At 44.5% G+C, this 9,117-nt stretch carries 7 protein-coding genes and 1 tRNA gene; 3 read left to right on the top strand and 5 right to left on the bottom strand.

From position 1 onward, the window contains the following. Positions 1-323 precede the first annotated feature (323 nt). Positions 324-761, top strand: coding sequence for a hypothetical protein (locus tag RMY64_RS31885; RefSeq protein WP_322669746.1), 438 nt, complete (start codon positions 324-326; stop codon positions 759-761). Between the two features lie 419 nt (positions 762-1,180). Here RMY64_RS31885 and RMY64_RS31880 read toward each other — a convergent pair. After that, positions 1,181-1,252, bottom strand: a tRNA-Thr gene (locus RMY64_RS31880). 33 nt (positions 1,253-1,285) lie between these two features. Between RMY64_RS31880 and RMY64_RS31875 the strand changes: the two genes are divergently transcribed. Further along, entirely contained in the window at positions 1,286-1,579 is a 294-nt protein-coding gene (locus RMY64_RS31875; protein WP_322687703.1) for a DUF3493 domain-containing protein, read from the top strand. A 346-nt stretch (positions 1,580-1,925) separates the two neighbouring features. Here the strand turns inward: RMY64_RS31875 and RMY64_RS31870 are convergent, their stop codons facing one another. Then, the gene (locus RMY64_RS31870) at positions 1,926-3,617 is read right to left on the bottom strand and encodes a DUF1565 domain-containing protein (protein WP_322702125.1); all 1,692 of its coding nucleotides are present in this window, start codon (positions 3,615-3,617) and stop codon (positions 1,926-1,928) included. 296 nt (positions 3,618-3,913) lie between these two features. On the opposite strand from RMY64_RS31870, the gene RMY64_RS31865 reads away from it, so the two are divergent. Next, positions 3,914-4,450 (top strand): alpha/beta hydrolase, encoded by a 537-nt coding sequence (locus RMY64_RS31865; RefSeq protein WP_322702124.1) that lies wholly within the window; start codon positions 3,914-3,916, stop codon positions 4,448-4,450. Here RMY64_RS31865 and RMY64_RS31860 read toward each other — a convergent pair. The 3 genes from RMY64_RS31860 to infB all read right to left on the bottom strand — a co-directional run bounded on the left by RMY64_RS31860 (position 4,447) and on the right by infB (position 8,731). Beyond that, positions 4,447-4,644 carry a hypothetical protein gene (locus tag RMY64_RS31860; RefSeq protein ID WP_322660560.1) on the bottom strand — a complete coding sequence of 66 codons (198 nt, stop codon included), beginning with the start codon at positions 4,642-4,644 and terminating at the stop codon, positions 4,447-4,449. The two genes, RMY64_RS31865 and RMY64_RS31860, sit on opposite strands and share 4 nt — an antisense overlap. 196 nt (positions 4,645-4,840) lie before the next feature. Next, positions 4,841-5,461 (bottom strand): low-complexity tail membrane protein, encoded by a 621-nt coding sequence (locus RMY64_RS31855; RefSeq protein WP_322686680.1) that lies wholly within the window; start codon positions 5,459-5,461, stop codon positions 4,841-4,843. Between the two features lie 105 nt (positions 5,462-5,566). After that, complete coding sequence (gene infB / locus RMY64_RS31850) at positions 5,567-8,731, bottom strand: translation initiation factor IF-2 (RefSeq protein WP_322669752.1); 3,165 nt, start codon at positions 8,729-8,731, stop codon at positions 5,567-5,569. Positions 8,732-9,117: the final 386 nt, after the last annotated feature.

Raw genomic sequence — 9,117 nt, 5'->3', positions numbered from 1 at the left:
TTTGTTATTTCGGAGTACCCATTTGTTATTTCGGAGTACCCATTTGTTATTTCGGAGTACCCATTTGTTATTTCGGGGTACCCATTTGTTATTTCGGGGTACCCATTTGTTATTTCGGGGTACTCATTTATTGATTTTGTGATTACTGTTGCTGATTGCACTTATTCTCAAACAACAAATTGATATGACAAATGAGTAAAAACACAGGCAAACTCGTAATTATTTCGTTGAACTTTTAATGAAATAAATCCACAAAACTACCCATCTCAGGCAAAAGGATACTCCACTATGTTGAACAAGGAATTATTAAAAAAGGATGTGTTATGTCTTTAAAAACTCGTGGTTCTGCTGCTGTTGACAAAGCCCAACTTCGTCTCGCCTTGCTTAAATCTATTGATGAAAATCTGGATTTAGGACATGGGTTAACTATTGAAGCCTACAACCACTTAATCAATACTACCCGTGCAATGGTAGAAGCTAATAATACGCTGGTGTCCAATCTGGAAGAATCGCGTAAAACAGTAACCCAGATGGATAAAGCTCTCTCCGAAATGTCTGAACGAATGCTAAGTGGAGTTGCAACTGTCTACGGCAGAAACAGTATAGAGTATTCCAAAGCTGGCGGCTCTAATCGCAAACGAAATAAACAATCTACTTCAAAAGTTACTCCACTTGTAGCGATTCTTACTACTCAACCTACTCAAGCTGCAATTGCCAATGCGTCAACTAACGGTAATGACACAGCTCCTTTGCTGCAATAATCCACCTGATACCAATTTTATATGAGGCTACACATTATTTTGACCCCTCCCAACCTCCCCTTACCAAGGGGAGGTGCCGCAGGCGGTGGGGTTCTTTCTATGCGCCTTCATAAAGAATTGCTATAAGCTCCATATACAGCAAAATTCAGAATTTATGAGTCAGAATTCAGGAGTAAGACATGGTTTATATCTGGGTAACAGACTTAGCTTGTGTACCTCAGCAACTTGAAATATGCTGTATAAATTGTTGCTTTTCAAAAAGATGACAAAAATTTGTCACCAATACATACGGAAGCGGATTAATAGGTTTGATGACAATAATTTGTCACAAGGAGATCAATGTGTCACCGACGACAAATAATTAGTTACTGTACACTTGATTTATGCCAAACTCTAATATTGAGGAATACTTTCACCAAAGCCGATGATGGGATTTGAACCCACGGCCTGCTGATTACGAATCAGCTGCTCTACCACTGAGCCACATCGGCGTACACAATCTAAGAGTATAACATGATTTAATCATGGTAGATCAAAATCCTAAAAATCGCCTTAATCCTGAACAGTATGCCAGCCTGAAAGCAGAAATAGCTGCTCCTTTTCGCGGTTTACGACAATTTTTTTACATTGCTTTCGCTGCTTCTGGTTCACTCGGTGCATTCGTCTTTTTCTTCCAAGTGCTTGCTGGACGCGATGTTGAGAGCGCTTTGCCTAATTTAGCTCTCCAAGTAGGAATAGTTGCTTTAATGGTTTTCCTTTGGCGCTGGGAACAGCGTCGGCAACAACGCCCCAATTCGGGTAAAAATCCTAATTCCTGAAGGGAGAAATCTGAGTTAGTTAATTTTTGACTACTTTCTTTTGATATATCTTTTCTTCAAATTTACTCATGCTTTTATGAAGATTAAAATATCCAGAAAGAAAAAGTAAAAAAATTATTAGGAAATCCCAAAAACCAAAAATTTCTGTGAAACTAGAAATCATTGAAACGGGGTCAGCCAATATAAAGATCCTGACCATAAACCCGATCGCATTCAAATGGGGTCAGCTATATTTAAAGACCCCAAATTTTATGATTCAAAAACCCTAAAATTAAAAAACCACTATATTGAAAGCACCAGACTGATAATTTATTAGTCTGGCGCTTCCAATTTGCTAACTAGACATTTATTGAACTGTTACCAAATAAGATGAAGGAATTGGTTGGGCACGTCCAGCATTGACAAGTGCCTGATAAACAAAGGCAGCAACTTCGGCTCTAGTCGCTTCACGATTAGGATTGAGTTGCTTGGCTGTGGGATAGTTGATTACTAGTTGCCGTGCAGTTGCGGCGGCAACTGGTGCGATCGCATAATTAGGAATCTGAGCAGCATCGGTGTAAAAGGAAACAACATTTTGATTACTTGCAGTTAAGCCCAAACCATTAGCTAAAGAGACTAACGCCTGCACTCTCGGAATTTGCTGCTGTGGCTTAAAAGTGCCATCGGGATAACCAGAAACAAATTGACCCTGGTAAGCAGATTGAATGGCAGCGTAAGCCCAAAAATTGCTTGCTACATCCTTAAATTTAATTGCTGGGCGTTTGGTTGGTGGTGTTAGGGCTTTAGTGACAATAGTGGCGAATTGAGCGCGGGTTACAGGTTCATTGGGTTTAAAGCTGCCATCAGGAAAACCAGCAATAATATTTTGAGAAGCTAAAGCTTCGATGTAGCTTTTTGCCCAGTAATTTGCTGGTACATCTTTAAAGGCAACAGCCCCTCCAGGCGGTACATCAACACTGGCGGCAACAAAATCTACTGAGCCAAAAATCTTTTTCTGATCGATATCGTTGCCAACAGCGACAATTTTACTGGTTTTGGTGGCATTGTTCACATCATAACGAGTGTTATTGCGGATAAGATTGCCACCAGGATTTTCGTTGGTGCCAAGGTCGGGTGAAGCGTTGACAGTTGCTACTACTCCATCCCGCTTATTATTTTGAATGACATTTTTACGCAATACAGGCTTCGCTGACTCTGAGATAAAAAGACCGTCTTGGTTTTCGATAATTTGGTTTTCTACAACTAGGGGTGTGGAAGTGCCACCGATCGCAAGACCAAAACCAGTATCCTGAAATAAGTTATTCCGAATTTCTCCTTGGGCAGCTCTAGCAACTGAAATCCCATTCCCTTTGTTTTGCACAAAGAGATTACCTTCAACTCTGGGATTGCCTGTACCCGTGACAAAAACACCTTCTCTGACACTGTTAGTAAAAGTACTGTTTTTGATAGTCGGATTAGTTGACTCCACCCACACAGCCGTACCCCGGCTATTTGGGTTGGTGACGCTGACACCAGCGATCGTGGTATCTTGCTCGGCCAGGATGGTAATGTCTTGTCTGGCAAAGGTGCGACTAGTGTAGAAGCCTCCACCTGTAATCAATATCGCCTGACCTTTAGTAGCTTCATCACCCCGCAGTGTCACCCCTGGTTTAAGTAAAAGCGGGAAGGTTTCACCACTTTCTTGGTTATAGTTACCAGGTGCTAATTGAATAACTGCACCTGCTTGGGCTTGACTGAGAGCGAAACTTATGCTCTTGTACGGTGCTGCCGAGGTGGCACCAGCACCAGCCCTATCTGCACCAGTTGCTGGATTAACATAAATCGCTGCGACAGTTGCAGGAGCTTGCGCTGTATGAGTTGGGGCGATATTTTCTGGATGAGTCGCACCAGCATTAACCTCACTAGGTAGTAGTGAACCACTAGAAACAACAAGCATTGCCGTGAGTCCGGCTCCCACGCGCAAAGAATATTTGAGATGATTGCTAGAAAGAAGGCGAAAATTTTTCGCAAGAGTAATGTGATAACCCCGATATTTCATTTTTTGAGTCTGTAATGTGCTGAATTACGGTATGTCGAACAAGGTTAAAGATAACAGCGTTGTAGCTGCTCTAAAACCCATGCAAAACTATACTGGATGATTAGCACTGATTCAGCTAAATTCCTTAGAGAGGTTACAGAACTTATACATTAGTTATATTGTATTATTCAGAAAATTTTCTTAGGGGCACTATGGGGATGAGGCGATTTTTTAGTATTCCCTAAAGCTAGATGCTGCAACTAATTCTGCTGGAATATCATCGCAGAAAAAAGCGAACCTATTGGAAATCGAGAGAAATGCATTTTAATTTTTTATGGCTGCGTCGCATCTTAGTTTTAGTAGGCATTATCTGTCTTCTGTTTTTGTCTACTCCTGCCTTTGCAGCAGAACGAGTAGTCCTGAAGTATGGTATTTTCCGTGAATCACTTTCTGTAGAGGAAATATCCACCTTTGCCGAAACAGGTGAACTCTCACCTTTACTAAAAGTGAATTTAGCTTTGGCGCGACAAGACCCCAAAGCCATTCGTCAGTATTTAACACAGCCAGTGAAGGTAAACGCTGTATTTTTAGATAGAGCGCTAAATAGCCAGATTGGTAATATTATTTTGGATCGAGTTAGTCAAGTTATTTCTACACCGTCTCAAAGAGCAAATCGGCAAGCTTTACGAGCCGCTTTGGTACTTTCTGCGAATCAAGACGGCCAAGTGTCGCTGATTGAAATTATTAAAAATTATCCCACAAATGAAGTGGAAGTTGATGGCGATCGCTTGCAGGGTGCATACCGTCAACTCCGTCGTTTGCAAACAAACCTACAAGATTTATTTGGTCTTTAGTAAGCTAAAGTTTCTAAAGTTTCTCTTAAATACCGTTGTACCTGATGTTCCAAGCGAATTCCCTCTAATTGAGCATCGCGTTCTAGTTGCCAGCGTTGAAAACCTGAACTAGTGGAGATGGCACATTTGAGGCTATACCAAATTTCAGTATCGGCAGAAAATTGGCGATCGCTAGAAGCTGGAATTTGAGCCATAGTTCCTCATTCCTTTGTTTTTCTTCAACGGTAACTGGGTATTGGCAATGGGGCATTGGGGAGCCACTGCGGTCTTGGGGTCTCCCCAAGTGGAGCAAGTGGCGTCATTGATTATTAGTTATTCTCCTCTGCACCCCTGCATCTTCTGATACTTATTTGTAGCCCTTTAAAGTTAAATAATATACTTTACGGCCTGCTACGAATCTGTATTTATCTTAAACAAGGATTGTAATAATCGAGGCACGATTTGATTAACTCGCACCCCTAAAATTGTGAAATCTTGCTTAATCTTTTCTAAAGATAATGGTTCTATGCCAGCAAATTCTGTGTCATTAGTCACCAAAACTCGCATTACACTCACAGGTACTTGTAAAAATAGATTGCCACCCAAAAATGCTAATCCCGCCAGCACTAATGCAACACTGCGCCATTGTGGGAGAAATTTAGCTGAATCTGCTACTAATGGGGCAATTTGGTAAAGATACCACAGTATCCCAACCGACAAGGCTGCTGCCACCAATGCCAGGATACGATTTACCTTTGTATTAATTAAACAGAGAATTTTTCGCTGCCGCTCAGTCAGATTTTCTGGTTTTTGGGCTATTCCTAAAAGAGCAAATATATAAAAAGGGCGACGCAACTGCATCCATAGCAGGGGGAGAACACCAATGGCGCCAACTAACAATAGCTCCATCCAGACTGGTAAAAATGGCTCGCCTACAGACAAAAACAATAAGCAGAGTACTAAAAAAACAGGCAACGTCGCTAATCCAGCGACGTGAATCCACAAAATAGGTTCAGAGCGAAATGAATGCATATTATAAAAAGTTGTGAGTTAAGAGTTAGGAGTTAGGAATTAGCAGTCTTTAACTCCTAACTCCTAATTTATCACTCCTAACTTCTAACCATTTTACCCTCAACACTATCTCGTTAAGGTGAGAGTGCGGCGCTTCGTAACCATTTGATAGGCTTCGATGATGTCACCTTCAACCCAATCATTGAATTTATCGATGCCGACACCGCATTCATAACCGGCGTTGACTTCACGGCTATCTTCTTTCATCCGTTTTAGGGAGTCCAGAACGCCTTCATAGATCACCTTACCGCCGCGTCGCACCCTCACTTTACAGTTGCGAACTAGCTTGCCAGATTGAACGTAGCAACCGGCAACAGCACCGCGACCGACTGGGAAGACGGCACGGACTTCGGTTTGACCCAAGGGTTCTTCCACCAACTCTGGTTCCAAAAGACCTTCCAAGGCATCTTGGATATCTTCTAGGAGTTTGTAGATTACGTTGTATTCACGAACATCTACACCCGCTTCATCGGCAGCTTGTCTAGCACCACTAGCGAAGGTGGTATTGAAGCCAATAATTACAGCGTTACTGGCAGCTGCTAAGTCGATATCTGTCTCGGTGATTTCCCCAGCAGTAGCCAACAGCATCCGAATTTGGACTTCGTTTTGCGGGATTTGCTTGAGCGCTCCCACAATGGCTTCCACGGAACCTTGTACGTCTCCCTTCAAGATCAAGTTGAGTTCTTTCAACTCGCCTTCTTGTGCTTGAGCAGACAAGGTTGTAAGGGTAACACGACCCTGTAACAAACGGGATAAGCGTTGTCTGTCTGCGCGATCGCTAGCGAGTGCTCTGGCTTCTTTCTCGTTTTGGAAGACCTCAAACTCGTCGCCGGCTGCCGGCACATCACTTAAACCTAGTACCTCGACAGCAAAGGAAGGAGAAGCAATGTCTACTCTCTTGCCTCTGTCATCTACCATCGCCCGGACTTTACCGAAGGCCGAGCCAGCTACTAAGATATCTCCCACATGCAGGGTACCATTCTGAATTAGCAGGGTAGCAACTGCTCCTTTAGCTTTATCCAGATGTGCTTCAATGACAGTTCCTTTGGCGGTACGATCTGGGTTGGCAGATAGTTCTGCAACCTCTGCTACTAAGAGAATCATCTCTAAGAGCGTATCCAGATTTTCACCTCTGATGGCGCTCACGGGAACCATGATTGTCTCACCGCCCCAGTCTTCTGATGTCAGACCATACTGAGTGAGTTCTTGTTTAACGCGTTCTGGCTGTGCCCCTTCTTTGTCAATTTTGTTAATTGCAACAACAATTGGCACTCCAGCAGCTTGGGCGTGGCTAATGGCTTCAATGGTTTGGGGACGGACACCATCATCAGCAGCGACTACTAAGACGGCAATATCTGTTACCCGCGCTCCTCGTGCCCGCATAGCTGTAAAGGCTTCGTGACCAGGAGTATCCAGGAAGACTATCTGCTGTGGTTTCCCCTCATGTTCGACATCCACATGGTATGCACCGATGTGTTGAGTGATCCCGCCAGCTTCGCCAGCAGCCACTTTGGTTTTGCGGATTGAGTCGAGCAGGGTTGTTTTACCGTGGTCTACGTGACCCATGATTGTCACCACAGGCGGACGGCGGTGGAGATATTCTTGGTCTTCTGCACCGACCATTTCCGTAATTTTTCGAGCTTCTGCTTCTCGTTCGGCGGTTTCGACTTCTATTTCTAGTTCTTTTCCTACCAGGGTAATTGTGGGAATATCCAGATTTTGAGTGATACTCACCGCCATACCTTTAAGGAACAGGATTTTCACAATCTCTGTATCGGGAACGGCTAAAACGTCAGCCAGTTCTTGCACAGTCAACGGCCCTGTGATCGTCACTTTTTCGGGGCGATCGCGCTTTGTCTCGGCTTCTTGGCGACGGTTTTGGTGATTGTCGCGCCCAGAACCAGACTTGGAACCAGACCTGGAACCAGACTTTCTGGCTCTTGCAGTTGGGGCGCTAGCAAGGGTTGCACCTGGTATCTGTACAGGTCGAGTCGCTTTCGGTTTGGGAGGACGAGCGATAGAAAGGCTGACTTGGACTGTGGCTGGTGAGTCGATATCGTCATCATCTAGCAAATCTTCTTCAAACTCATCATCAAGTATGGGTTTGATTCGCTTACCTTTGACGCCAGCTTTTGCCTTCTCTTTAACCTCGTCAATTATTTCCTCTTCTACCCACTTTTTGCCGCCTTTGGTCGGTCGAGGCGGACTTGGGCGTTTTAAATCAAGGAGATCCGGTGTGACTGGTTCATCACCCAATCCTTGAGATTTGCCCGCTATGCCTGACATCTGTCTGGGTGGAGTAGCGATCGGCATTGCGGCTGCTACTGCTTCACCTGGACGTGCCGGTCTGGGTCTTTGTCCCTCTCCCAGTTGTGATGGGGCAGATGGTCTATTACCTCTCTGCTCTGGTCTGCTGGGTGCAGGGGTAGGACGACTTGTCCTTTGTGGCGCACTTGGTGGAGACTGGTCTGTTGGCAGTTTAGCGACTCTTGGCTTAATTTGTTCGCGATCGCCTTCCGCGGGACGTAGCCGTTGGTCGCGTTTGAGGATCGGTTTATCTGCCTGAGATACTGGCGGCTCATCTACCACCTGGGCTTCTTCTGCCGCAGGCCTGGCTGGAGGAGCAACTAGTTGTGGTTTAATCGGTTTTTCCGATTTCGGTCTGGGCGGAACTATTTTTTCCGGTTTTTGGGATGCTATTTTTTCCGGTGCCGGATTTGGATTAGGCGTTTGTTCCAAGTCAGCGATCGAGGGTTGCTCTTGAGTCTCAGATTGAGTCCGGGGCACAGGTCGAGTTGGTGCTGCCGGTTTTTGGGGTGAGACTGGTGTAGCGAAAGGCCGTGGAGGAGAGGGAGGATTAGCTTCAGACAAGGCAGCTTGGGTATTGTTAGCAAGTGACGCCTCTGGGGCGTTGGGAGTAGTATTTCTCAATATTTTGGGTTTACGTATTTCCAAAATTTGCTGTTTGTGGGGTGCAGCAGGTCGCGAAGGTCCGCCGTTGGGTGGTGAATTTGGCTTATGGCTGGTTGTACCTAGTTCCTTTTTGGCTGACACACTCGTAGCTGCAAGCTTTTCTGCTGCCGCCCGGATGTTTTCTGCCTCGGATTCTGAAATCGTGCTGCTATGGCTTTTGACCGCAATATCGAGCTGGTCGCAAATTGCTAGTAGCTCTTTGTTATCCAAATTCAATTCCTTTGATAATTCATAAATTCTAACTTTGCCGTTGGTCATCCACTCTTCCCCTTTAATTTACAGTTTTAGCGGATGGTTGCCTGGTTTGCGACATCTCCATCCTTGGACTACTGTTTTTAGACTGCCGTTCAGTTTTTGCCGGTGCCTCCAATCAGGAAAGAGAGATGTTTCGGTTTAATAATGGCATCCCCACCAGGAATGATGGTTGAGGGATACCCATAAAAATTTCTTAAATAAAAGATTTTTATAGGAACCCTTGACGCCGAACTGCGCCTGAGCGCTACCAGGTTGCCATTTTGTAGTTTCTTGTTTTGTTGATTCTGATTCCACAACACAATCGATTACATCTTGTTCTGGGAATATTGCCTCGCCCCTCGTTATTCGAGAGCCTAATGCCTTTTACACCCATTTACTATTTTGGCACT

The sequence above is a fragment of the Nostoc sp. DedQUE08 genome (assembly GCF_034530895.1).
Classification (GTDB): domain Bacteria; phylum Cyanobacteriota; class Cyanobacteriia; order Cyanobacteriales; family Nostocaceae; genus Nostoc.
Note: the sequence above shows the minus strand (reverse complement) of the source record. Positions and strands in the feature narration are given on the sequence as shown.